The organism is Propionispira raffinosivorans DSM 20765, assembly GCF_000381065.1.
Lineage (GTDB): Bacteria > Bacillota > Negativicutes > Selenomonadales > Selenomonadaceae > Propionispira > Propionispira raffinosivorans.
Map to the genome: position 1 here is coordinate 39403 of NZ_KB905850.1, position 25098 is coordinate 64500.

General features: G+C 39.3%; 21 protein-coding genes. 6 read left to right on the forward strand and 15 right to left on the reverse strand.

The window, feature by feature from the left end:
* The first annotated feature begins 78 nt into the window (after window positions 1-78).
* Window positions 79-1386: an ATP-dependent Clp protease ATP-binding subunit ClpX gene (gene clpX / locus F606_RS0110645; protein WP_019553869.1), complete on the forward strand. Its 1308-nt coding sequence runs from the start codon at window positions 79-81 to the stop codon at window positions 1384-1386.
* Between the two features lie 60 nt (window positions 1387-1446).
* Here clpX and F606_RS0110650 read toward each other — a convergent pair whose 3' ends face one another.
* Window positions 1447-2316, reverse strand: coding sequence for a serine/threonine protein kinase (locus F606_RS0110650; RefSeq protein ID WP_019553870.1), 870 nt, complete (start codon window positions 2314-2316; stop codon window positions 1447-1449).
* Window positions 2317-2459: 143 nt separating this feature from the next.
* Entirely contained in the window at window positions 2460-2606 is a 147-nt protein-coding gene (locus tag F606_RS0110655; RefSeq protein ID WP_019553871.1) for a hypothetical protein, read from the reverse strand.
* Between the two features lie 186 nt (window positions 2607-2792).
* Here F606_RS0110655 and F606_RS0110660 point away from each other — a divergent pair, with 186 nt between their 5' ends.
* Window positions 2793-4580 carry a MutS family DNA mismatch repair protein gene (locus F606_RS0110660; protein WP_019553872.1) on the forward strand — a complete coding sequence of 596 codons (1788 nt, stop codon included), beginning with the start codon at window positions 2793-2795 and terminating at the stop codon, window positions 4578-4580.
* A 77-nt stretch (window positions 4581-4657) separates the two neighbouring features.
* Window positions 4658-5008: a PTS glucitol/sorbitol transporter subunit IIA gene (locus F606_RS0110665; protein WP_019553873.1), complete on the forward strand. Its 351-nt coding sequence runs from the start codon at window positions 4658-4660 to the stop codon at window positions 5006-5008.
* A gap of 62 nt (window positions 5009-5070) precedes the next feature.
* Here F606_RS0110665 and F606_RS0110670 read toward each other — a convergent pair whose 3' ends face one another.
* The 8 genes from F606_RS0110670 to F606_RS0110705 form a co-directional block, all read right to left on the reverse strand.
* Window positions 5071-5745 (reverse strand): uracil-DNA glycosylase, encoded by a 675-nt coding sequence (locus F606_RS0110670; RefSeq protein WP_019553874.1) that lies wholly within the window; start codon window positions 5743-5745, stop codon window positions 5071-5073.
* Between the two features lie 249 nt (window positions 5746-5994).
* Entirely contained in the window at window positions 5995-6522 is a 528-nt protein-coding gene (locus F606_RS0110675) for a 2-oxoacid:acceptor oxidoreductase family protein (RefSeq protein WP_026329348.1), read from the reverse strand.
* Window positions 6519-7340, reverse strand: a complete 822-nt coding sequence (locus F606_RS0110680; RefSeq protein ID WP_019553876.1) for a 2-oxoacid:ferredoxin oxidoreductase subunit beta — start codon at window positions 7338-7340, stop codon at window positions 6519-6521. The genes F606_RS0110675 and F606_RS0110680 overlap by 4 nt, the downstream gene beginning before the upstream one ends.
* A complete protein-coding gene (locus F606_RS0110685) occupies window positions 7340-8488 on the reverse strand; it encodes a 2-oxoacid:acceptor oxidoreductase subunit alpha (protein WP_019553877.1) in 1149 nt (382 codons plus the stop codon). Before F606_RS0110685 ends, F606_RS0110680 begins: the two co-directional genes overlap by 1 nt.
* On the reverse strand, window positions 8485-8685 hold the full coding sequence (locus F606_RS0110690; protein ID WP_019553878.1) for a 4Fe-4S dicluster domain-containing protein: 201 nt from the start codon (window positions 8683-8685) through the stop codon (window positions 8485-8487). The genes F606_RS0110685 and F606_RS0110690 overlap by 4 nt, the downstream gene beginning before the upstream one ends.
* 259 nt (window positions 8686-8944) lie before the next feature.
* Window positions 8945-10651: a phosphoenolpyruvate--protein phosphotransferase gene (ptsP, locus tag F606_RS0110695; protein WP_019553879.1), complete on the reverse strand. Its 1707-nt coding sequence runs from the start codon at window positions 10649-10651 to the stop codon at window positions 8945-8947.
* Between the two features lie 23 nt (window positions 10652-10674).
* Window positions 10675-10938 (reverse strand): HPr family phosphocarrier protein, encoded by a 264-nt coding sequence (locus tag F606_RS0110700; RefSeq protein ID WP_019553880.1) that lies wholly within the window; start codon window positions 10936-10938, stop codon window positions 10675-10677.
* Between the two features lie 394 nt (window positions 10939-11332).
* Window positions 11333-13009: an HPr family phosphocarrier protein gene (locus F606_RS0110705; RefSeq protein WP_019553881.1), complete on the reverse strand. Its 1677-nt coding sequence runs from the start codon at window positions 13007-13009 to the stop codon at window positions 11333-11335.
* 352 nt (window positions 13010-13361) lie between these two features.
* Between F606_RS0110705 and F606_RS0110710 the strand changes: the two genes are divergently transcribed.
* The 3 genes from F606_RS0110710 to F606_RS0110720 all read left to right on the forward strand — a co-directional run bounded on the left by F606_RS0110710 (window position 13362) and on the right by F606_RS0110720 (window position 16682).
* A complete protein-coding gene (locus F606_RS0110710; protein ID WP_211210060.1) occupies window positions 13362-14369 on the forward strand; it encodes a tetratricopeptide repeat protein in 1008 nt (335 codons plus the stop codon).
* An 11-nt stretch (window positions 14370-14380) separates the two neighbouring features.
* On the forward strand, window positions 14381-15232 hold the full coding sequence (locus F606_RS0110715; RefSeq protein ID WP_019553883.1) for a PRC-barrel domain-containing protein: 852 nt from the start codon (window positions 14381-14383) through the stop codon (window positions 15230-15232).
* A 220-nt stretch (window positions 15233-15452) separates the two neighbouring features.
* Window positions 15453-16682 carry a VanW family protein gene (locus tag F606_RS0110720; RefSeq protein WP_019553884.1) on the forward strand — a complete coding sequence of 410 codons (1230 nt, stop codon included), beginning with the start codon at window positions 15453-15455 and terminating at the stop codon, window positions 16680-16682.
* 118 nt (window positions 16683-16800) lie between these two features.
* Here F606_RS0110720 and F606_RS0110725 read toward each other — a convergent pair whose 3' ends face one another.
* The 5 genes from F606_RS0110725 to F606_RS0110745 all read right to left on the reverse strand — a co-directional run bounded on the left by F606_RS0110725 (window position 16801) and on the right by F606_RS0110745 (window position 24859).
* The gene (locus tag F606_RS0110725) at window positions 16801-17739 is read right to left on the reverse strand and encodes an AEC family transporter (RefSeq protein WP_019553885.1); all 939 of its coding nucleotides are present in this window, start codon (window positions 17737-17739) and stop codon (window positions 16801-16803) included.
* A 74-nt stretch (window positions 17740-17813) separates the two neighbouring features.
* Entirely contained in the window at window positions 17814-18926 is a 1113-nt protein-coding gene (locus F606_RS20990; protein WP_071595048.1) for a D-alanyl-D-alanine carboxypeptidase family protein, read from the reverse strand.
* Window positions 18927-19167: 241 nt separating this feature from the next.
* On the reverse strand, window positions 19168-20460 hold the full coding sequence (locus tag F606_RS0110735) for an O-acetylhomoserine aminocarboxypropyltransferase/cysteine synthase family protein (protein WP_019553887.1): 1293 nt from the start codon (window positions 20458-20460) through the stop codon (window positions 19168-19170).
* A 242-nt stretch (window positions 20461-20702) separates the two neighbouring features.
* Window positions 20703-23768, reverse strand: coding sequence for an efflux RND transporter permease subunit (locus F606_RS0110740; protein ID WP_019553888.1), 3066 nt, complete (start codon window positions 23766-23768; stop codon window positions 20703-20705).
* Complete coding sequence (locus F606_RS0110745; protein ID WP_019553889.1) at window positions 23765-24859, reverse strand: efflux RND transporter periplasmic adaptor subunit; 1095 nt, start codon at window positions 24857-24859, stop codon at window positions 23765-23767. Before F606_RS0110745 ends, F606_RS0110740 begins: the two co-directional genes overlap by 4 nt.
* Window positions 24860-25098 lie beyond the last annotated feature (239 nt).

A 25098-nucleotide genomic window follows, 5' to 3' on the forward strand; every position in this document is an offset into this window, starting at 1 on the left:
GTATAGCGCCAAATTCTTTAATTCGTCTTATAAAATTTTAAACAAATGAACCCCTACAACGAAAGGATGTATACATACATGGCTAAAAATACGACCACGACCGTAGATCCGGTCAAACATCAATGCAGTTTTTGCAAAAAGACCATTACGATTAAAGATCAATACGACATGCCGATTTTTGACCCGCAGACGGGTTTTGCAATTTGTAACTCCTGCATTCGAGAAATTTATCACTTTATCTCGGAAGTAGATACAAAACAAAAGCAAACGGAAAAACAAAACTTTTCGGTCGAACTTGATGAAATTATCGCCCATAACAAACCCCATAACATCAAGGAATACCTTGATGAATATATCATTAATCAAGATAAAGCAAAAAAAATCCTGGCTGTTGCTGTCTATAATCATTACAAACGCATGCGTTATGGCTATAATAAAGACATTGACGGTGTTGAAATTGAAAAATCAAATGTTATCATGCTTGGTCCATCCGGCTGTGGTAAAACAGCAATGCTGCTCCATTTAGCAAAACTACTGGATATTCCCTTCGCCGTAACGGACGCATCAAGCCTAACAGAAGCAGGCTTTGTTGGTGCTGACGTAGAAGTAGCTGTACGCAATCTTTATTATGCGGCCGACAAAAATATTGACAAAGCCGAGCATGGCATCATATATCTTGATGAATTTGATAAAATTGCTCGAAAATCCGGTATCAATAATTCCATTACCGCTGATCCCGGTCACGAAGGTGTGCAGCAAGCACTTTTAAAAATGCTGGAAGGCAGCATCGTTGAGTTTACGGCCAGAGGTCAGCGCAAACATCCGGAAGCACCAACGATTAAAGTGGACACGAAAAACATTTTATTTATCGTTGGCGGTGCTTTTATTGGTATCGATAAGACCATTGCTAAACGTATCCAGCAAACCGACACCAATATAGGTTTTGGTGCTAAAGTAAAAAGCAGTGCCAATAAGCCAAAATACGATGAGCTCATCCATCAAGTTCGACCGGAAGATTTGATGAAATATGGCATTATCCCCGAAATATTAGGGCGTCTGCCGATTATTTGTACTCTTGAAACTTTAGATGAAGCTGCTCTGCTGCGCATTTTAACGGAACCTAAAAATGCACCAATCAAACAATATGAGAAATTGCTTCGTATGGATAACGTTGAGCTTACATTCAGTGAAGATGCCCTGCGGGCCGTAGCCAAAAAAGCAATTGAACGAAAAACCGGTGCACGTAGTCTGAAAGGTATTATTGAAGATGTGATGCTCGATATCATGTTCGATATTCCAAAGAGCAATGAACATCGTAGTGTAGTGATCACTGCTGACTGCATCAATAATCACACTGCACCGCAGCTCACAGAACTCTCTGACTAACCAATTTGTAAAAATAGTAAAACCCCCTTGGCTTTAAAGACCAATGGGGTTTTGCTATTTTTATAATCCAGCTTCATTACAAGCTAAGTTAAATGCTGTTTCCATTTCGCTCATATTTTGAAATCGATCTGCCAGTTTTAAAGTACAAGCTTTGTCAGCCCATTGTGCAATTGCCACTGGCAAATCACCACGAAAATGTTCTAATGGAATAAGTTGCTGGCGCTCATCCACTAAACCAGCTTGGAATGGGAATTTTCCATTTGATAAGATGCCATATGCAATGAGTCCCACCGAAAAACAATCCGTTGCCAAGTTCATTTCCCCATCACGGCTCTCGGGTGATAAATATTGCAAATACTCCGTTTTTTGTGCATCTATATCAAGAACAGTATTCAGGCTAAAATCTAATAAAACCGGTTCATTCTCCAAATCAACGATAATATTAGCTGGTGTTATTTTAGCGTGAATGACGGGTTCAGGCTGTTTTTGCAAATAAACAACGACTGACAATAGTGATGTAATCCAATGTTTTTTCACAGTCCAGTCAATCGTTTGTATAGAATTTTCCAAAATATCCGCCATTGTTTTTCCAAACAGATATTCCATCGGCAGCACACCCAATTTTCCGTTAGCAATCCAGTCAGGTCGTTCCACGCGGACAATATTGCGATGTTTAAGCTGGGATAAACGGCGATATATATCTAATGCTAATGGTGTTTGTTCACCATTTTTAAATACTTTCACCGCAAAAATCTTTTTCATTGGAATAAATTCGGCCTTGTAAACACGCCCTAATGCCCCTTTGCCCAAATACTCTAAAATCCGATAACGATGATCAATTACTTGTTCCGCTGAAAAAGGAACTGTATCATCCGTTGTATCTATGCCTGTAAAAGAACCTGTTTTAAGAAAATCGAACTTTGACCTCATCTAAATCACGCTCCATATCCATACAATGCAAAACTATGAATTCTTTTTACATACTGTATATATTATATCATGATTTATCGTTTTTGCGCGAACTGCATTCCGTTTAGGGACATAAAGCCTATTCGCAAAAAGAAAGGAACCCTCTATTTTTTATCCAAAACTCTTTGCAAATCACGCATCATATGTAAATGCGTTTCATAATCGAGATCATTTGCATCATATTGCATACGTTTTTTTAGTTCATCGATTTGTCCCTGGATTTTCACTCTGATTTCTGGTTTCAAACTCATATATATCATGTCTCCTAATATTATTTCTCAGTAACCATATATATATTATAAGCTTCAACAACAAGCCTGTCTATAAGCTCAAGCACAACGAGCAAAAATCTGAAACTATTTATGATTCATACAATTTTACTTTATGGTATAATTAAATAATTCAGGAAAAGTATACTGAAATCGAGGAGACTTTGTATGAAAATCGACTATTTTAAAAACAGTTTAGCAAAAGCACATCTAGACGAAAAAGTTTGTCTTGATCGCATCAATCGAATCACATTCTTACGATTTGCTGCTTTTTGCAGCATGATTATCATCTGGGCTTTTGGTTATGATCAGCAAAACCGGCTGTGTTATTTTTTAGCAATGCTTTGTTTGGGGTATTTTGTATATTTAATCAAAAGCCAGCAAAAATTAAAAAATACACAGCGACTGCTAAAAAGTCGTCAAACCGTTTTAAAGCAATACCTCGATCGTTTTTCGAAAAACTGGCATGCTTTTACCGAAAATGGCAAAGAATATTTGACCGAATATACAACGCAAGCGAAAGACTTGGATCTTTTAGGAAGTGCCTCACTCTACCAGTATATCTGCGCTGCCTATACAGCATATGGCAAACAAAAATTATCGCATGCTTTGCTTGATGCACCGCAGACCCCAACAAGTATAAAAAGGCGACAGCAATCCGTGTCAGACCTTGCTAGAAAGCAAGACTTATCAATTGATTTGCAAGTCTTGCTTAATCTTTTACCAGCAAAACAATCTACCCTTGCTGACAGTGAAAAATTTCTAAACCAAATCGAAGCAACCGAAGCTTATGCCGGACCAGTCTTAAAGTTTTTCATTTCAGTTCTGCCTATCCTGACGGTCTTAAGTTTAGTTTGCGGAGAACTTGGCATATTTTCATGGCAGATAGGCTTGATCTTTTTATTCGTTCAATTTTCCCTTTCAGGTTTTTTTTATGGAAAAAATAGCAGTTTTCTCGCACCACTTTCTTCATTTGATCAACAACTGAAAATGTATGAACAAATTTTTCATACGATCGAAAAAGCAGCCTTCACATCACCGTTACAAGAATTGCAAACCAAGCTCACAAAAGACGGCGGCGCCTGCAAAAAAATTCGCAAATTATATAGGATCAGTGAATGTGCAAAAATGCGTGGTAACTTATTTTTTTATTTTCTCGCCAATACATTGCTCCTCTGGGATTTCCACTGTGCTCTTCATTTCACAAAATGGAAGCAGCATACGGCACAAGATGTAAGAGTTTGGCTCGATACATTAGGCGAATTCGAATTGACTTTAAGCCTCGCAGTACTCTGCCATATTAAGGAAAATTATGTTTTTCCGACAATCACAGACTCAGCATCACCGATCGTCCAAGCTGTCGATCTTTCACATGTCTTGCTGGAAGAAAGCTCTGCCATTGCGAATTCGCTTGAAATCAATGCCACGACCTGTATTATAACGGGGTCTAATATGTCCGGCAAAACAACATTTTTACGAAGCATTGGTATCAGTAGTGTCCTAGCCTATGCCGGAGCTCCTGTTTGTGCGAAATCTTTTACGGTATCTCCGATGAATATTTTCACCTCCATGCGTATCGAAGATGATATTTCTAAAGGAATTTCTACCTTTTATGCAGAACTGCTTCGCATAAAAGGCATGGTTGAATTCAGCAAAAGCCATCAGCCTATGCTCATTTTAATTGATGAAATATTCAAAGGTACAAATTCTGCAGATCGCATCATCGGTGCTGCAGAGACAATCCGAAAGTTAACAAATCCCTGGAGTATTACTTTTGTATCAACTCATGATTTCGAACTCTGCCGCCTTGCTGAATCGGAACATATCCCCATCACGAACTATCATTTCGAAGAATATTACACCGACAATGAAATCCATTTTGATTACAAACTAAAACCAGGTCAATGTCAAACAACAAACGCCAAATATCTACTCAAAATGGCGGGGATTTTATAAAAGAATCTATCATTTGATCCACTATCTGCTATAATATTAGATAGTGGATTTTATATTATATAAGGAGATTAGATTGAATGAAATACGAAGCTAGTATTACCTCAATTGGTAACCTCGCAAGAAATTTTTTAGAAAGCAATAAAAGTATCATTATCCTGGATGAAGGTATACGCCCAAATTTAGCTGAAATGGTCGTTGCACATACAAAAGCCGAACTGAAAGAAGATATTGTCGCTGGTGATACTTTAGTTTGGGGCAAACACGCTTTCAGCATAACATCCGTTGGTGAAGATGCAAATAAGAACCTCCGCGATGAAGGTCATTGCACCATCGTTTTCAATGGTGACAATAACATGCCAGGTCAAATTTCTGTTAAAGGCGATATGGAACCAAGACTGCATCGCGAAGATCTGATTCAAATTAAATAGATATTGCAAAAGAGCATCCTGGAATTTTTCCCCGGGATGCTCTTTTTTTGTGAAAAAATCTTTTAAATATTTGGCAGCTGCCAATCAATAGCAGTTTGTCCTGTTTGTTCCAGAAACGCATTCGTTTTAGAAAATGGGCGACTGCCAAAAAAGCCTCGATGAGCCGAAAGTGGACTTGGATGCGGTGCTTCCAAAATGAAATGATTTGGATTGGTAATCATTGCTTTTTTCTTGCGCGCTGGTGAACCCCACAAAATAAATACCAGTGGTTTTTCTCGCTCATTTAATAAAGAAATTATTTTGTCCGTAAAAGTTTCCCAGCCTGCATCATGATGTGAATTGGCCTGATGAGCCCGAACCGTAAGAACTGTATTCAAAAGAAGTACCCCCTGCTCAGCCCATGGCTGCAAGCAGCCATTATTGGGTAGTGAACAGTTTAAATCGGTTTTGAGTTCTTTAAATATATTCAGCAGCGATGGCGGTGGTTCAACCCCTGGCTGCACGGAAAAGCTCAAGCCATGTGCCTGCTTGGGTCCGTGATAAGGATCCTGTCCTAAAATCACTACTTTTGTTTTTTGATAACTCGTATAATGAAGTGCATTAAATATATCATACACTCCTGGATATATGTTCTGCGTTTTGTATTCATGAATAAGAAATTCACGTAATTTTAGATAATATGGCAGCTTTAGTTCTTCCGATAAAAGCTCTGCCCAATCATTTTTAAAAATTTCCATATATGTCGCTCCTTATGTACACTATCCGATACTAAGTATATTATACTAAAAAAATCGTACAATGCCAGCAAATCATAAAAGAACAAAAAAAATAAAATGTTGAAATACTTTTACAGCTATTTCAACATTTATTTTTGAAAACATTGATTCTTATCTATAATATAAATACATTAAATAAATTACAGCTAGCCTATCAAGCTGCCAGGAAGGGGAAATATCTAATGCAACTTATATAGGATAAAATTGCTCTTATTTTGTTACAGCATCGTAACCAACTTGGAGTGCCTGCATATTACGATCAATTGTAGCCGGCGGTACACGCTGGGCAACTGCTTTTTTTATTGTTTCAAAGTCTACCAATTCCGTGATTTTAACAAGTGCACCCAGTGCTACAATATTCGCAAATAAAGATTTTCCTATTTTATCAACCGCAAGTTTTGTTATCGGAATCGATATAATATTAGGGAAATTCGGGGGATTCGGTACCAGGTCTGTATCAATCACCAGAGTCCCCCCCACCGCTAAATCCTTAGAATATTTATCAGCTGCCGCCTGCGTAAGTGCCAACACCAATTCCGGCACTAAAACTTTAGGATGATATATCGGCTGATCTGAAATAATAACTTCCGCTTTCGAAGCACCACCGCGTGCTTCCGGACCATAAGACTGCGACTGCACTGCTTCTTTACCTTCGCGCACTACTGCCTCCGCTAAAATAATAGCCGCAGTAATAACACCCTGTCCCCCTGAACCTGACAATCTTATTTGCGCCATTATTTTGCACCCCCTGCCACATCAATAACTTCTTGGTAAGCTGTCGTATATTCAACAAAATCAGCTTGATAGAATAAACCAATCGGGAATTTTCCTTCTCTTTTATCGTCCGGCAGTTTATCCCAAGCCGCTTTCATCACGGCTGTATCTCGCATCCATTTCATCATATCCGGTGCATCTCCCATCTTATTCTTACGACCAAATGCAGTCGGACATTGAACAACCGCTTCAATAAAGGAAAATCCTTTGTTATCAAAACCAGCAGCAATCATATCAGAAAGATGTTTTACATGAAAAGCTGTACTGCGTGCTACATAGGTAGCGCCAGCAGCTTCCGCAAGATGACAAGCATCAAATGGACGGTCAACGGTTCCGTATGGAGCTGTCGTCGCTTTTTTATGAAGCGGTGTCATTGGGGAAGCCTGCCCACCCGTCATACCATAAATGTGATTATTAAACATAATAACCGTTAAATCAACATTACGTCTTGCACCATGGATAAAGTGATTACCACCGATAGCCGTACAGTCACCATCACCGGTAATAACAACAACATTAAGTTCAGGATTCGCTAATTTAATCCCAGTAGCAAAAGGAATTGCCCTGCCATGTGCCGTGTGGAGTGTATCAAAATTCATATAGCCGGAAGCTCTCGATGAGCAGCCAATACCCGACACAATAATCGTTTTGTCTTGATCAAGATTTTTCGCTTCAATCGCCTGCACGATGGATTTCATAGCCGTACCATTGCCACAGCCAGGACACCATAAATGTGGTAAACGATTTTGTCTAAAATATTTTTCGTATGATCTTTCAAGCATTATTCATCAACCCCCGCACAAAGATTTTCAATAGCATTGACCAGTTCCTGCGGTGTAAAAATCTCCGTATTATATTTCGCCAAAAGTTTGACACGAGCATTGCCGCCTGCAGCACGTTCTACTTCGCCAACCAGCTGTCCATAATTAAGTTCTGGTACCAGAATCGCTTTGACCTGTTTCGCTGTTTTTTTGATAATTTTATCAGCAAACGGCCAGATTGTCATCAACCGAACCATTCCGACTTTCAAACCTTGATCACGTGCCGTACGGACTGCTTCATATGCCGTACGAGCCGTTCCGCCATAGGCAACAACTGCATACTGCGCATCTTCCATGAAAAATTCTTCAAAATGGGTAATTTCATCTTGCACATGCATGATTTTTTCATGCATGCGGCGGATGGCATCTTCCGTTACCTTCGGGCTGCCGGATGGAAAACCAGTTTCGTCATGAATTAGTCCCGTCACATGGATATGATAGCCTTGTCCAAAATCCGCAACATTTGGGACCATATCTTCGTCAGGGCGATACGGTTCATACCCTTGTGCTCTAGTTGTTTTAGGTACACGCCGTGGGTAAATTTCAATATCCTTTACTTCTGGCAAAACTACTTTTTCTCGCAGATGACCCACAATTTCATCCATCAATACAATAACAGGCGTTCTGAAACGTTCGGAATAATTGACTGCTAAAATGGTAGCATCAAATGCTTCACGAACCGTCCACGGTGAAAGTGCAATCATAGGATGATCACCATGTGTTCCCCAACGTGCCTGCATAACATCGCCTTGAGATGGTGAAGTTGGCTGACCCGTAGACGGGCCCACACGCTGCACATTCACAATAACAATTGGAATCTCTGCACAAGCAGCATAACCAATCAGCTCTTGCTTAAGTGAAAACCCTGGGCCGGAGGTTGCCGTAAGTGCTTTTTGTCCAGCGAGTACCGCTCCCAAAACAACACCCATGCTGGCAATTTCATCTTCCATTTGAATAAACTTACCGCCTAAGCCTGGCAGTTTTTGTGCCATCGTTTCGGCAATCTCTGTGGAAGGTGTAATAGGATAGCCGCCAAAAAAGCGTACACCAGCAGCCAATGCTCCTTGGGCACAAGCTTCATTTCCTTGAATCAGTCTTGCTTCACTCATAATTCCACCTTCTTATCTACAAAAATCGCATAATCTGGGCAACGCAATTCACACTGACCACAAGCAATACAAGCTTCACCATCAATAACTTGAACTTTTCCTAAAAGATTGATTCCCAAAACTTTTTTCGGACAAAAGGCGACGCAAATGCCACACCCCTTACACCTTACCGACTTAATCGTAATTTCGGACTTCATTCAGCTTTCCTCCCCTATCCCTATGCATAAGTGAAAATAATCACCACATTGAATTTATATAAAATTCATTCATGAGTTCACTAATTACAATAATAACAAATATACAAAGAAAAATCCATTGTCTTTGTACATTTATTCTTCAAGCATCCAAGTATACAATACAATTATGCAAAGACAGAATAATTATACAAAAATTTAATAACAAAAGAGATGGCAGGCGCAAAGCACCTGCCATCTCTTCGTTGAAATATTGAATATTTTATAAACTTTTATATAAGTATTCTTTAATTGCGTCGCCATCTTCCATTTTCATAATGGCATCAAGCGTTGCTTTTGCTTTCGTAAAGGTAACTGAACGAATCTTATCTTTTACTTTTGGAATCGACGGTGCACTCATGCTAAGTTCATTGATCCCCATAGCCATTAAGATAACAGCTGCATATGGATCACTAGCCATTTCACCGCACATCCCAGCCCAAATACCATTATCGCGTGCTGCTTTAATCGTCGTTTGGATCAAGTTAAGTACTGCTGGATTGAAATGATTATACAAATAGCTTACATTGTGATTTACACGATCGACAGCAAGCGTATATTGTACCAAATCATTCGTACCTATACTGAAAAAGTCAACATGTTTTGCCAACATCGGTGCCATAACAGCAGCGGCTGGCGTTTCCACCATAATACCGAGCTGAACATTGTTGGAAAAGGCTTTTTCTTCATGAGCAAGCTCTATTTTTGCCTGTTCGATGAGTTCTTTTACTTGCTTAATTTCAGCAACATTAATAACCATTGGAAGCATAATTGCTGCTTTACCATAAACACCCGCACGTAAAATCGCTTTCAACTGTGGCATAAACAAATCACGTCTCTGTAAGCTAATTCGAATAGCCCGCCAGCCAAGAAACGGATTTTCTTCTTTTGGTATTTCCAGATAAGCTAATGGTTTATCTCCACCAATATCCATGGTACGAATAACACAAAGATTGCCATTGCATTTTTCCACAGCTTCTTTGTAGGTTTTAAACTGATCTTCTTCGGTTGGGATATTCTGACGTCCCATGAACACAAATTCTGAACGGAACAACCCAACACCTTCGCAGCCATACGCAAGGGCACTTTCCACATCCATATGGGTTCCAATATTAGCCATTAGCTCTACACGAACTCCATCGGTAGTTTCAGCTGGAAGCGGTGCAAGTTTCGCATAATATGCTTTAATTTCCGATTGTTTTTGCATTTTTTCTTTATAGGAAGTGATCATATCTTCCGTTGGTGAAATAATAATTTCACCCGTTTCACCATCAAGTAAAACGGAATCACCATCTTTGATTATATCCACGCGTTCACCCAAGCCAACCACCGTAGCAATCGCACGAGCTTTCGCAATAATAACAGCATGACAAGTAGTACTGCCTTGACCTAAAATAACGCCAGCAATTTTTTCAGTTGGAATATTGGCAATAACCGATGGTTCAATTTCGTTACCACAAAGAATAACCGCCGCTGCACCAAGTTCCGGCTCTTTTACGCCTAAAATATATTTGGCAATGCGTTTACAAACATCGCGGATATCAACAGCGCGTTCACGAAAATAGGCATCATCCATACGTTCAAACATTGCAGCGGACTCTTCAGCAGCCGCAAGAACAGCACGAGGTGCTGAACCAAATTCTTCGACTTTGCTTTTCATGGAATCTTCCATCATTGGATCTTGCGCCATCATACGATGCGCTTCCATAATAGCTGCCTGTTCCGGCATGTCTCTTTCCTGTAATGTTTTCACATTTTTCTGTAAAATCTCAGTAACCGCCTGCAGTGCTTTTTCAACCTTTGCAAGTTCGGCATCTTTGCTTTCTGGTTTATAATCGGCTAAATACCCATCGATATTCTGTCCGACAAGCAAAATTTTGCCAATTGCAATTCCAGAAATAACACCTTTTCCACGTAAAACTTCTGGCATTTCCTGGGTCCTCCTCTTGTTTATTATTCTTCACCGAATTTTGAATTTACTAAATCTTTTAAAGTAGTTACTGCTTTATCCGCATCGTCGCCTTCAGCACTGATAACAACTTCTGTACCATTTACAAGGCCCATGCTCATAATCATAAGAATGCTTTTTGCATCAACCGTTTTACCTTTTGCAGTTAATTTTATTTTAGATTTGAATTTGGTAGCTGCCTGTACGAGCATTGATGCTGGACGTGCATGAATACCTGCTTTGTTGCTGATGATTACTTTTTGTTCCATAATTAAAATCCCCATTCATTTTTTATTTAGATCTCACATAGACAACCGTCTAATTGAAAATCAACATTAAATACATTCGACAACTAGACGTTTGTTTCCCTGCTTTCACTAACAAAATAACGATCTCTATGATAAAAAATCACTTTATTTTATGTAAGTACAAGCCGTTATATATTATTGCAAGTATCGTGCCAACTTTAATCACATGAGTTTTTAGACGAATTAAGTTACACACAGCCCCTAAAATATCATTTTATTTTAAAAATAGTGTAACAAAATTGTAAATTTTGAATTTTATGAAAATATTTTTATTTTACGCTATAGTAAAAAGTATCAGATTTAGGTGTTTACTTGATACTTTTTACTATATCTTGATATAAATTACCATGGTAAATTATATCAACCCATACTTTCTAGCTTTTGCTGCGACCGTTTTATGCGTTAATTTCAACATTTTTCCGGCTGCATTGAAACTACCACACTTTTTTAGAGCATTGCTGATTATTTGTTTTTCATACTCTTCCCACGGCAGTACTGCATCAAAAGCAAAACTTTTCATTTGTTTCACAACAGCTTCACCAGTGATATAGGATGGCAGGTGCTCAATTTCAATAAAATCAGAATCCGTCAACGTAATAACCCGTTCAATGATATTTTCCAGTTCTCTAACATTCCCCGGCCATTTATAGGCCATCAGAACCTCCATAGCCGCAGCCGTGACGCCTTGAATGTGTTTGTGATTTTGCAAACTGATTTTATTGACAAAATGTTCTGCGAGCAAGGGGATATCTTCTACCCGTTCACGCAATGCCGGTAAAAAAAGCGGGATAACATTAAGACGGTAATATAGATCATCTCGAAAGGTTCCCTCACGAACCATATCTTCCAAATTTCGGTTCGTTGCCGCAATAATCCGTACATCAACCTTTACCGTTGTTTCACCGCCAACACGATCAAATTCTCGCTGCTGTAGTGCCCGCAGAAGTTTTACCTGCATGTTTTTATCCATCTCCCCGATTTCATCAAGAAAAATCGTCCCGTTATTCGCCAATTCAAATTTGCCTAATTTACGTTTAACAGCTCCGGTAAATGCACCTTTCTCGTGGCCAAAAAGTTCTGATTCCAACAACGTCGACGGAATCGCACCGCAGTTCACACGAATAAAAGGCCCCTTACGCCGCGTACTTGCATAATGTATTCCTTCCGCAACCAATTCCTTACCCGTCCCGCTTTCACCACGAACCAGTACCGTGGCACTGCTGGCAGCAGCTTTTGATGCCATAGCAAGCACATCGACAACACGACCGCTGCGACCAATATAATTTGTAAAGGCTTTGCCCATTTTTTTGGTTCGTAAGAGCTCCTGTTCCAGATATTCCGCTTTCGCTGACATTTGATTTAATTTTTCTATCAAAGTTTGAACTTCTGTAATATTTTTTATAACGGATACAACCCCAGATATTTCTCCATCCACAAAAATTGGATTTACATTGGCGACAATGGTTGTACCGTCTTTCTTATGACTGAGGCTGCCAATACGGGCAACCCCTGTTTTTAAAACATTCGCCCGATTCCCGTTTGGTGCTACCTCATAGACATTTTCACCAATCACCATCTCTTCTGTTTTATGTAGAATCCGTAAATAAGATGGATTTACATAGGTAACTGCACCAGTTTTATCAACAACACAAATTCCATCCTGCACTGCCTCTAATATTAGTTGCAGCCGTTCCTGCATCAAAGCATTTTCATGCAATAGACGATCTACTTCGCGAAGCTCGCCCGGTGTCTGAACCATAAAATCCCCTTCAAGAAATATCACCATCGCCAAAACAGCTTCTTCTCTATTTTCGCCTTCCGCCGACACAAAGACAGAATCGCCATTATTGATTTTCAGAGCAATCAACATCATAAGACTGCGCATCTCAACCCGCTGACTATGTTCACTGCGCAAATAAATTTTACAGGCATATTTTTCATAGAGTTCATGCGATTTTTGGACAATCATAGCTGCAACTCTGGCATGGATTCCACTTTCATAATGAATGATTGCTTCTTTTTCAAACAGCATACTTTCAGCTTCCTTCTCTTTCAATAAAACAGATATCCTTACTATTATACTTGATAAAAAAAATCCTGACTATGCCTGAAAAATCAATTATTTTTTTTGTTACTAAAAAAGCAGGCAAAAATAGTGTATAATATTAAAATATCGATAAAAACTGCAAAAAACTATTGGATTATTTAGAAAAATTACAGGATTTTTATTAATTTTGTCGAATTGAAAAACCTTGTATACATATTTTAATGTTGATAATATTATATAGTTATAAGTTTTTATGTAAAATTGTGTTTATAAATAAATCATCTATACATCTTAATGTAGAATAAATTCAGAAATTATGGTGATGTGAATGAATTTCATGATGATTACACTTGTCGTAATGCTGATTAGCGTATTGGTAATTTTTAAAACCACCAATTATTTTGGTTTACAGCTAAAATTCAAGCCTTTACTGCTTTGTGCTGTTTGTGCATTTGCGGTAAATATCATCACACTTTCAATCTCTTCTTATTTAACGTTTTCTCATTTGATTTTTATTTTTTCTGCAGTGCTGCTTTCTGCCTGCGCTGTAACATTTTATAATGAGAAGTTAACGCTGCGGAGTGATTCCAGCATGTTAACTAAGTGCAGCAGTACCGACATCGCACCCATTACCAAGGAAGATGTTAATCACGCAGGTACCGAAACTGTACCACCACCCATTATCCCATTTGCATTTGCAAATCTTACAGGTGAAGAACCTGATTTGAATCAGTATATTACGGAAACACCTGATGAACTTGTTACTGTGGAATGGTCTCAAGTTGATGAAGGGCTTAGCTCTACAGCACCAATCATGCAGGAAACTTTAGCAAAAGCCACGAATAACCTGCCCGCACTTATTCCGGTGACAGTGCAGGAACAAATCAAAGCCGATATAGAAAAACACAAGCTAGCTGAACTAGATACTGTACTGCAAAAACTTACTTCTTTAGATGCCCTGCTTGATTATGCTTATGCACAAAACACGCGGCATAATTATTCAATCGCTATTGCAGCATTTCAAAAGACTTTACATAAATACAGCAGGGACAGCTATGCACCTTTTATCATTATCGAGTTAGGCAACATTTATAAAAACATCGGTTCTTATGATGAGGCACTTGCTATTTATGCAAAAGCATTTACCTTACCTGCAGTTTCAGTCGATAACGTAGTGAAAGAAAATTTTCAAATGAATATTGATTATCTACGTATCATAAAAGTGATTCTAAACAAACATAATTGTTTTAAAACACCATTTAGTCAAATTCCAAAAAACATTATGCAGGAAATTGAAATGACGCTCCAAGAGGAACAAAAAAAGAACAGGCACTATAATAACTAGGAGGACGATTCATGAAAAAAAGTGTAGAAATTTTAGGTTTACCCATTATCAGTATCACCGAAGGTCGTGAGCTCGGTATTAGTAAATCCCTGTTGATGGATGCGCAAAATGGCCGCGTCTCAGCATTAATTATTGAAGATGAAGATTGGTATCGCGGGGTCAAACTATTACCTTATGAATCCGTCATCGCAATTGGTGATGATGCTATCACGATTATCAGCAGTGAAAATATCTTAAAACTAAATGAGGCTACTGAATATGAACCTTTGCTGGATGCAAATGTCCGTGTAATCGATACAAAAGCCATCACAAAATCCGGCAGCATCCAAGGTAAAGTTACGGAAATATTTATTGATGATGATGGACGAATCGCAAAATGCGAAATCAATGCCGAACATCCTGACAATGCTGGTGAAGTAAAAGAAATCACCGCCGATCAAGTGTCGATTTTTGGTAAACAAGTTACTATTATTGACAGTAAAGTACCTGAAAAAGGCACAAAACTCGTCGGTACAGAAAAAAAAACTGAACTTGGTAAAATAGAAACAAAACCGGCCGAAAAAGTCGAAGTCGCTCCAGCCACTGAAGTTGCTGCACCAATAGTACCAGAACCAGCAGCAGAATCAGAAAAAAAACCTGCTGAAACGATAAAACATGAAGCAGAACCTGCTAAATCAAGTGCTGATAATAAAGCCGCCGAAGAAAGACATCGCCGTTTTCTACTCGGCAAAAAAGCTGGCCGCCGCATTACAACCGATAATGGCATTGTGATTGTCGAATCTGGTGCGGATATCACCGAAGAAGTATTGCAGAAAGCAAAATTGGCAAATAAATTTGTTGAGCTTTCCATGAATGTGCAATAAACGTATTCTACTAAAAAGCCCCTGCTGATTCACGCAGGGGCTTTCTGCTTAACAATGCGTAAAGGGAGGACTTTGTATTTTTCTAAAAAAGTTTAATCTATCGAAACGCCAAACCATGATTCTGCTTTTTTTTAGCATCATCCTTGTTTTTTCTACGATCTCCATACTCACATCTGCTCTCGTCTTAATAAATTCAAGCCGCATCAGCTATGGAATAAGTGTGAATAATGTACCACTCAGTGGACTCAGCAAAGAAGCGGCACTGGAAAAGCTAAAGCAAGCCTATGCAAAAATAACCGAAACATCAGAACTGGTACAGTTGAGCTATCAAGATCAGTCCTGGTCAATCCACCCGCAGGATATTGATTTTAAGATTGATATGAATGCTACCGTCAATGAAGCTTATCTAATTGGTCGTAATAAAAATATACTTCAGGGGTTCATTGACCGTGCGGACAGCGCGATCAATGGCAAAGAGCTGCCTGTTACTGTGAGTTATGATGAAGCAAAGTTGAAAACAATCCTACGAAATATAGCAAAAAAAACAGATCATCCCAGTAAAAATGCGGAATGCAATCTCAGTGCAAAAGGCGAACTGCTAATTACCCCCGAAGTACTCGGTCAAGTTCTACCAATTGATGAAGTTGCCGATGACCTCAAAAATTTCATTACTACGGTGGATTTGCCGAAATCCATACAACTAACCTTGACTGAATCGCCCCCACGAATAACCACCAATGATTTAAAGAGCATTGACACCATACTAAGTTCCTATTCAACTAAATTCAACAATGGCAACTATAATCGCAGTGAGAATATTCGGATTGCTGCGGCAAGCCTGAATCATGTTATCAGTAAGCCAGATGAAATCACTTCATTTAATGCTTTAACAGGGCTTCGTCTCGCTGAATCTGGATATCAGGAGGCGCCTGTTTTGATTGATGGAAAATCCGTCCCAGATATTGGCGGGGGCGTCTGCCAGGTGAGTTCTACATTATACAATGCCATTTTATTAGCTAATTTAAAATCTGTTGAGCGCACTTCTCATTTTTATCCATCTGCTTATGTTCCCATGGGGCTTGATGCTACTGTTGCGGATCATCTGCTTGATTTTAAATTTCAAAACACTTTAAAATATCCCATCTATATTATTACGCAAGTCAACCAAGGAACATTATCGATTTACATAGCCGGTAATCATGAAGATTTCAGTCTTTATAAAATCAGCTTACAGTCAATAGTCGATAAAACGACACCACCATCCATTACATTCAACTATGATAAAACGTTGCCAACTGGACGGCGTATCACCGTCGACAGCGGCAAAACAGGGTATACTGTATCTGCCTATCGCCTCAAGCTGCAAAACGGGCAAGAAATAGACCGTGAGCTTTTGCATACGGATACATATTCACCCGAAAACAAAGTTATTCTGATTGGCACAAGATAAAAACATACAGAAAAGTCCAGCTAATGCACATCATTTAGCTGGACTTTTTATATAATAAAATTTTTAAAACTCGGCTGCTTGAAAGAAATTGCCTATACCTCAATCATCAAACTGTAAATTATGATAACAATAACATAAAAATGGGGATTGTCACAATGGATAACAGGGTACTCGCTGAAACAACCACCGTCGCATATTCTGTATCCGTCTTATAAAAACTCGACAAAACGACAATTTGTACCATTGCCGGTAAAGACGCCATGATGACAAACACTTTATACATGAGTGCCGGAAGTGGAATAAAATACGCAACCAGCATGATACTTAGGGGGCTAATAACAAAACGTCCCAACAATACCCAGAGCAAATCCCGATTCAAACGAATCTTTTTTAAGTCCATACCATACAACGTTATCCCGATCAAAATCAGTGCCAGCGGCGTTGTCATATTGCCTAAATATTGCGCGGCATTTAAAATAAAATCTGGCAGCTGAATGTTTAACAAAATGAGTATAACAGCTGTCAAAAAACCGATAATCGGTCCAGAAAAAATTCGTTTTACTGTGGAACGACTAAATAATTTTACTTTTGCCTGTCCTGAATCTCCACTTAGTGAATAATTACCAATCGTCCAAAAAAATGTCGTATTCGCAAAAAAATACAGTAAAGTATAGGGTATAGCTTTTTCACCAAAAAGCGCTAAAGTCACCGGTAATCCAATAAAAATAGAATTTGATGTCGTAAAGGCTGCATGGAATATACCGATATGTTTTTTATTGATATGCAGCAATTTACCGAGCAATAGACTCAAGATAAAGCAAATAATCATCGAAATAAGCGGCACAAGAGCACCATATACTAAATGGATTAACTCATCACGATGAAAAGCATGGACTAAGCTGTATAGTAAAAATAAGGGCAAGGAAACATAATTCACCAGCTTCGGAATAATCGCTTTTGTATCTGGAGTAAACCATTTTTTATATGCTAACACATACCCAACCAATCCCATTAAAATAAGTGTTAACACGCCTTCAACTGCCTGTATTAAAACCATTGTATCCCTGCTTTCTTTTTTACACCGCGATATTATTCAGAAAAATTTCGCACATTCTTTAATGTGCTTAAACCTTAGGCAAAACCCAAAAACGAAAAAATCCCGTCATAGATTGCACCAAAAAATGCAAAAAAGTTAAACCCTGCTGGAACAGACTCATCCGCCAGCAAGTCAACCCGCTTCACTTCCTGACCATCATACAAGATAGAAACATAACCTACGACGGTGTCTTTTTGCGTGGGTGCCTTTACATAACGATCGGGCTTAATCTGAATTGAAAAATGACTACTGTCATCGCCTGATATTGGATATAGAATATCCGCTTTAGGACGTGCTGTCAATTGATACGTTTTACCGCCATGCACTCGAATATTTTGGACAACTTCATCTTTGGCAAAAGCTCGCACCATTTTCAAATTATTAAAGCCATAATCAAGCAGTTTCGCTGCTTCAATAAACCTTTGATCATCCGCTGCATGCATGACGACAGCAATTAGGTTAACTCCATTACGTTCAGCCGAAGCGACCAAACACTCGCCAGCTGCCTGTGTATAGCCAGTTTTCATTCCATTTGCACCAGGATATACACCTAAAAGCTCATTGGTATTTTCAAATTTTATTTTTTTTGCAGACGGAAACTGCCATTGAATTTCTTTTTCTTTCGTACCAACAATTTGGCGAAAAATTGGATTTTTATAACCATATGCGGCTATACGTGCCAAATCATGTGCCGTTGAATAATGGTCGGAATTTGGTAAGCCGCTCGAATTCGCAAAATGGGTATTTGTTGCACCAATCGCTTGCGCTTTTTCCGTCATGTATGCAGCATAGTCCTGCACCGATCCAGCTAAATAATCAGCGACAGCGACGGTGGCATCATTGCCTGATGCCAGCATCATCCCCGTCACAAGGTCTTTCAATTTTAGTTGATCATCGGTCTCCAGATACATTGAAGAACCTTCGACAGCTGCCGCTTGAGCATCTACGGTAATTGTATCGTCAAGATTCGCATTTTCAATCGCCAAAAGCAGCGTCATCATTTTTGTTGTACTTGCTGGATATTGCCTGGACTCTGCATTTTTTTCATAAATCACCTTACCAGTCGAAGCTTCAATCAAAATCATCGATGTCGCTGTCATATCAGCTAATGCCTGCGGATTATCCTCCGCAAAAACAGTTGCTATCATTGAAAAACAAAGTATAGAAATTAAACATATTCCCTGTAAAAACCGCACATTTATATCCCCTTATCGTATCGCCAAACATTCTCATAAATGTCATTCTACCACTCCTTGCAGACTCCTGCAAACATTGGAAAAAGCGAAGCACGACGGCAGATTGCCATTGCTTCGCTTTTTGCATTGTACTTTATAGATTTATCGTGATTTTGCGGGGGACAAATCCGCGATAAAAATTTTACCAAATGGTTTAGACAGCAGCCAATGCCTGTGCTAAATCATCGATAATATCATCAATATGCTCCGTACCAATTGAAAGACGAACCGTGTTTGGTTTGATACCACTAGCCAGGAGTTCTTCACTGTTCATCTGTGAATGTGTCGTACTAGCTGGATGAATAACCAACGATTTCACATCAGCTACATTGGCGAGCAAAGAGAATATTTTTAAATGATCAATAAAGTCTTGTGCTTCTTTTTCTCCACCTTTGATTTCAAAAGTAAAGATAGAAATTCCGCCATTTGGAAAATATTTTTTATAAAGTTCATGATCCGGATGCGAACTTTGCACTGGATGATTTACTTTTTCTACTTTAGGATGTTTGCTTAAAAAATCAACTACTTTTAGAGAATTTTCCACATGACGTTCCACGCGCAATGATAACGTTTCAACACCCTGTAATAATAAAAATGCATTAAACGGCGAAAGAGTTGCCCCAGTGTCTCTAAGGAGCAGCGTTCTGATATAAATAACATAGGCTGGTGCACCTACATCTTTAGCAAAACTCAACCCATGATAACTTACATTTGGTTCAACCAAATGCGGGAATTTACCGGAACCAATCCAATCAAATTTACCACTGTCAACAATAATACCACCAAGCGTGGTACCATGGCCGCCAATGAATTTCGTTGCAGAGTGAACAACAATATCTGCACCATATTCAAAAGGTCTTAATTGGTAAGGTGTGGCAAAGGTACTGTCAACAACGAGGGGAATTTTGTGTTTGTGAGCAATTGCGGCTACAGCGGCAATATCAATTAAATTTGCATTTGGATTACCAATGGATTCAATAACTACAGCGCGTGTATTTTCTTTTATTGCATCTTCAAATACCTGTACACCTTTTGTTGGGTCAACAAAGGTGGTTTCTATACCGCGGTCGGGAAATGTATGCTCAAGCAAATTATAAGTACCACCATAAATTGTAGTGGCCGCAACAATGTGTTGACCATTATGAGCTAAAGCTTGCAATGCATATGTAACAGCCGCTGCCCCCGATGCCACAGCAAGTGCTGCCACACCGCCTTCAAGAGCAGCAATTCGTTTCTCCAGTACATCTTCTGTAGGATTTGTAAGGCGTCCATAAACGTTACCAGCGTCTCTTAATCCGAAACGATCGGCAGCATGCTTTGAATTATGGAACACATAAGATGTCGTCTGATAAATCGGTACGGCTCTTGCATCCGTTGTCGGATCTGCCTCTTCTTGACCTACATGTAATTGCATTGTTTCAAACTTGTATTTTTTTTCTTCACTCATAACAATCTGCCCCTTTTCCTATTATATATTGAATATTTCCGAGTAATGACCGCCACCTGCATTTCCTTAAACATATATGATTAATATGTTTACAATTATATAGTCAGTTTTAGAATATGTCAATACTTTTGTAAAAAATATTTCATTTCATTCTAATTTTATACGCATTTGTTTTTATCCTGTTTTTTATTTTAAATATTCCATAAAAAAATTGGCACAGTTTTCACTGTACCAATTTTCAATCAATCTGTTTTCTCTTTATTTTTCTTTACTCGAAACCATGAAGCATACATGGTAGGTAAAACCAGTAACGTCAAAATGGTTGCAAGGAACAATCCGCTGGCAATGGCTACTGCCATAGGTCCCCAAAACGTATTGCGAATTAAAGGAATCATACCTAAGATAGCTGCTGCTGCCGTAAGCATGATTGGGCGAAACCGCAAAACTGCAGAATCAATGATTGCATCCCATTGATCTTCACCCTCTGCAATATGTTTTTGGATCTGGTCAATTAGAATTACCGCATTCCTGATAATCATCCCACTTAATGCCAAAATACCAAGTTCAGCCACAAACCCCATAGCTTGATTTGTGACGAGCATACCGATGCTGACACCAATAAGGCCCAAAGGAGCTGTCATAAGTGTCAAGAACATTAAGGACATACTTCGAAGCTGGAACATCAACAATGTTATGATCGTAATGAGCATAATAGGGATTGGCACCATAAGGAATTTCATGGAATCATTACTATTAGCTAAAGCACCATCTACATCGATTGAATACCCCATTGGTAAATCTGCACGAATAGATTGTGTAGATGCATAGGCCTTCTGTGTTTCATCATTCGCTGTACCGGAAATAATATTCGCGCGAATGGTAATTGTCGGTTCTAAATTACGCCGCCAAATTAAGCCATCTTCCGCATCATAGCTTATTTTAGCAATCTGTTCCAGCGGCACATAACCGCTTTTGCCAAGATAAATTGGAATATCTTTCACTTTTGCTAAGTCTGAACGGTCCTCATCTTTTAGTTTAAAAACAATATCAATCGTTCTATCTTTTTCATAATACTCCGCCACGGATGCTCCGGAGAGCTGCGTATATAAAGTTTTTGATAAATCCTCTCCCGTAATGCCCAGGTTACGAAGTTTATCCTGGTCCACCGTAAGATGCATAACCTTGCTTTTTTCATTCCAATCATAATTGATCTGCTCAATATTAGGGTTCTGCGCCATTTGTTCGCTAACCCTGCCGGCGATTTCACGAACTTTTTCATGATCATAGCCGGAAACGCGCAGCATAATTGGGTAAGCTGCTGGCGGACCCGTTTGAATGAATTTTATATTCCCGCGAACATTCGGGAACTTCGTATCAAGTTGTTCATTAATTTTTGCGGTAAGTGCCTTACGCGATGCAACATCTTTCGACACAACCACAAATTGCGCATAGTTTTTCGCTGGCAAAACAGGTTCTGTCGTGAGCACAAAACGTGGTGCACCTTCCCCCACATAATATGAATAGTTTTTAATATCACCAGTTTCCTGATCGAGAAAATCAGCAAAACGTTTTGCTTCGTTTTCGGTCGACTTAATGGATGACCCCTCCGGCAAAGTCATTTCAACAATAATTTCCGGACGCAAAGATGGTGGGAAAAATTCCTGTTTGATAAACTGCATCATATAAACGGATATACAAAAGCTTATCAAAGTCGCCCCAAGAATCAGTTTGCGATGATCCAAACACCAAATGAGAATTTTTTTAAATATTTTATAAAATTTACTTTGATAAGGATCAATTTTGCCATCTTCTTTTTTATGAACCTTAACCTTAATAAGCTTATAGCCAAATAGTGGTGCCACCATAACCGATACCACCCAAGAAATAAGCAGCGCTATACCGATAACTGGAAACAATGCTTTGGTAAACTCCGCTGCCATCCCCTTCGAAAAAGCCACCGGTATAAAACCCGCACAAGTAATAAGGGTACCAGTAAGCATGGGCATTGCCGTTGCTGAATAAGCATAACAAGCTGCGCTGAAACGATCACAGCCTTCTTCTAGTTTTACGCTCATCATTTCAACCGCAATGATAGCATCATCAACTAAAAGGCCCAAAGCGATAATCAAGGCCCCAAGTGATACTTTTTGCAAATCAATTGACATAATCTGCATAGCACAAAAAACACCGGTAAGGACAAGTGGAATACAACAAGCTACCACAAGGCCCGTACGCCAGCCCAGGCTCAAAAAGCTGACAGCCAAAACAATAATAATTGCTTCCCGCAGCGTACTGACAAAATCACTAATAGCGTCTTTAACAACGAGCGGCTGATCGGAAACTGGATTGATCTCCAGTCCCAATGGTAAATCTTTTTTGACATTCGCAACAATATTGTTTAAGTTGTCACCCAGTGTCAAAATATTGCCACCCGATTCCATCGACACAGCAATCCCGATTGCTTCCTGCCCATTATAAAACATTTTCGGTTCGGCAGGTTCGACATAACGTCTGTCCACCGTTGCAATGTCTGCCAAACGAAATGTTTTGCCATTCCCCCGAATCGGCAAATTGCGAATTGCTTCAATATCATCAAACATGCCAGTAACACGCATATAGACATTATCCGTTGATGTTTCGATCATTCCCGCGGGTGTCACTGCATTTTGTGTTTTTACAGCATTAGCAATCGTATTGGCATCAATACCAAGCTCAGCCAATTTATTATTAGCAATTTCGATATAAACTTTTTCCGGCTGTTCGCCGACCAGTTCTACTTTTTTTACATTTGGCGTTTGCAGCAAAAGGCGGCGAATTTTTTCTGCCTGCTGCCGCATTTCTTCATATGAATATCCATCTGCCGTCAACGCATAAATCGAACCGTATACATCATCAAATCGATCATTAAAATACGGACCAGCTACACCCTCTGGCAAATCTTGTTTCATATCGTTAACAAGATTTCGAACTTCCAGCCAGGTGGATCGAATCTTATCAGAATCGACATCCTGACGCAGCGTTACATAGATTACCGATGAACCAGATCGTGAATAACTTTTTACATAATCAAGACCTGGCGTATCCTGTAATTTTTTTTCAATTTTATCGGTAATCTGTTCTTCCATCTGTGATGCCGTTGCCCCTGGCCACGCAACGTTGACAATCATTTGCCTGATAATAAATTCCGGATCTTCCATCCGTCCAAGTCTCATATAGGAAAAAATCCCCATGAAAAATACAACAATAATGAAATACCAGACGAGTGTTTTGTTGTTTAATGAAATTTCACTTAAATTGAATTTTTTCATTGACCATCACCAGACATTACACGAACTTCTTGATTATCTCGTAATTTATGCACCCCGGCAATCACGACGACGTCCTTATTTTTAAGCCCTGACGTCACCTTCACTTGATTGTCACCAAATGATTCCACAGTAATATCCGTCAAATGCACGAGGGAATCATCATCAACTACCCAAACTTGCGGCTGTGCACCCGTCTGATAAATAGCTGATAAAGGCAATAAATATAAATAATTGCTATCTGTGCCTTTTGCATTGACCGCATTCACGCTCGCCGTCATCCCTAGCTGAATAGATTCCGGTGGTTCTAACAAACTAATACGAACTTTATAGGTACGCGCTACACTATCTGCCATAGGAGATACTTCACGAACTTTCCCCTGCAGCTGCAAGTTATTCATGGCCCAAAAACCAACTGTAACATCTTTGCCCACTGACATATCCTGAACACGATTTTCTGGTACATTGATTTCCACTTCAAGTTCATTCGTTTTTATGAGAGTAAGTACACTCTGTCCCGATGCTACAACCTGTCCCACTTCTCCATTTAAAGCTGATACGACTCCGTCACTATCCGCAATTAAATCCGTATACCCAAGCGAATTACTGTTTTGGGCATACTGTGCCTGCGCCTGCTGATAATCTGCTACTGCCGCATCATAAGAGGTTTGATATTGATCAATTGTTGATGCACTGATTGCCGCTTCATTATAGAGCTGCTGATACCTGGCAAGATTGGCCTGTGCTAAATTAAGCTTAGCCCGGGCTGCTTCGACTTGAGCTGCACTCATATTAACACTTTGTGCAACATCTTTCGCATCAAGCGTCATAAGGATATCACCGGCCTTCACCCGACTGCCAAGCTGCACATTCCGTGCAATGATCTTACCACCAACCTGAAAAGCCAAATTACTTTCATAGCGACCACGTACTTCACCTGAATAAGTTGACGTCTCCGCTCCGTCTCCCAGTGAAACCATCTGTGTTTTCACCATAGGCGGCACCGCTTGTTCTTCTGCTTTTTTCCCACATCCCGAAAACAATAGAATGACGACAAAAGCAATCAACCACAAAAAATTATATTTATTTCGCATAAAAATCTCCTTTCAAATCGATTATCAATATGAAATCCAGACTCACTTCTATCAATAAAAAAGCTATTGCCCAATCGGGCTACGTTGCATTAAATATTTTATATGGCAATCGACACGGGAATGGTGTATAGGGTTGAGTGGCGTTACGGAGGAAGCAACCGATGCCCTATGCACCATTCCTGTCAGCCTAATAGGCTGTTCTAGATGCAATTTCTTTAATGCGTTTATATATTATTATA